General features: G+C 65.2%; 1 protein-coding gene. It reads left to right on the top strand.

Going from position 1 to position 1,087, the window contains the following annotated elements:
- Positions 1-343 precede the first annotated feature (343 nt).
- Positions 344-1,084 carry a GntR family transcriptional regulator gene (locus AC1DYK_RS35385; RefSeq protein WP_457493408.1) on the top strand — a complete coding sequence of 247 codons (741 nt, stop codon included), beginning with the start codon at positions 344-346 and terminating at the stop codon, positions 1,082-1,084.
- Positions 1,085-1,087 lie beyond the last annotated feature (3 nt).

Genomic DNA, 1,087 nt, shown 5'->3' with positions numbered 1-1,087 from the left:
GCGCAGCGCGTCCTGCCCGGCCAGTGAGTCGAACTCCAACGACTCGACCCCGACCCTCTTGCAGCGGCACGTCCAGTAGCCGCACAGGGGGCAAGCGTCGTTCGCCGTAACAACTAACTGACCAGCAACGATGTGGTTCATGGGTCGTGCTCCTCTCACATGGAACGGCCCGGACAGCAGCCCCGGTGTTCACGCACCGGGGCTGCGCTGTTTCGCACCACAAATCGGCCCCGCCTGAGTCGGGGTCAGTTCGTGTTGCAAGTACGACTGTGCCCCGCAGTTCTAGAACTGTCAACTCTTCTAGAACTGTGCTTCACTGAGGGGGTCGATGAAGGGAGACCAAATGCCTCCGAAAGTGCCCAAGTGGCGTCAGATCGCAGACGATCTGGCAGCTCAGATCGCGGATGGCACGTACGCCCCAGGCGCACGACTGCCGCACATCAGGGAGCTGGTCCGGGCAGGCCTCGGATCCACCGCCACGGTGCACCGCGCCATCCAGGTCCTTGAGGCCGAAGGGCTGGTGAAGTCCTCGCGGGGGCACGGCACAACGGTGCTCGCGCCTTCGGACGCCCCCACCTCTGTCACCGGGGCCGGCAGGCTTGCCAGGCTCAACCGGACCGGCCAGCCGTACTCCCCGAAGGAGACCGCAGAGAACCGGAGGTCAGAACTGCGGTCGTGCGCGGACCCGCGAGTCGCTGATGAACTGGGCATCGAGCTGTACGACGAGATCGTGGTGCGAAGCCGGACATTCGTCCGCGATGGGCGGCCGACCATCCTGGGCCTGAACTTCATCCACACCCGCGCCCTGGCCGTGCTACCGGAGCTCCTAGACCCAGGCCCGACCCCCACGTTCAGGCACGAGCTCTACTCCCAGCGGACCGGTCGGGAGATCACTGCAGGCCCTGAACGCCGGTTCGCCCGGCTCGCCTCCACCAACGAGCTGGGAGAGTTCTCAATCGACCTCCCCCCGGACGCACCGGTGCCGGTCCTGGTACTCCGCACTCTCTTCAGCGATGAGGAAGGCCCGCTAGAACTGTGGGAGGACATCTATCGCCCAGGAATGGAGCAGGTAGAACAGCGCTGAGAG

The organism is Variovorax sp. P2_H12 (assembly GCF_056403395.1).
This window is presented reverse-complemented; position numbering and strand designations above follow the sequence as displayed.

Coding starts and splice junctions, on each gene's coding strand:
- AC1DYK_RS35385 (WP_457493408.1), top strand. CDS start 344: ATGCCTCCGAAAGTGCCCAAGTGGCGTCAGATCGCAGACGATCTGGCA.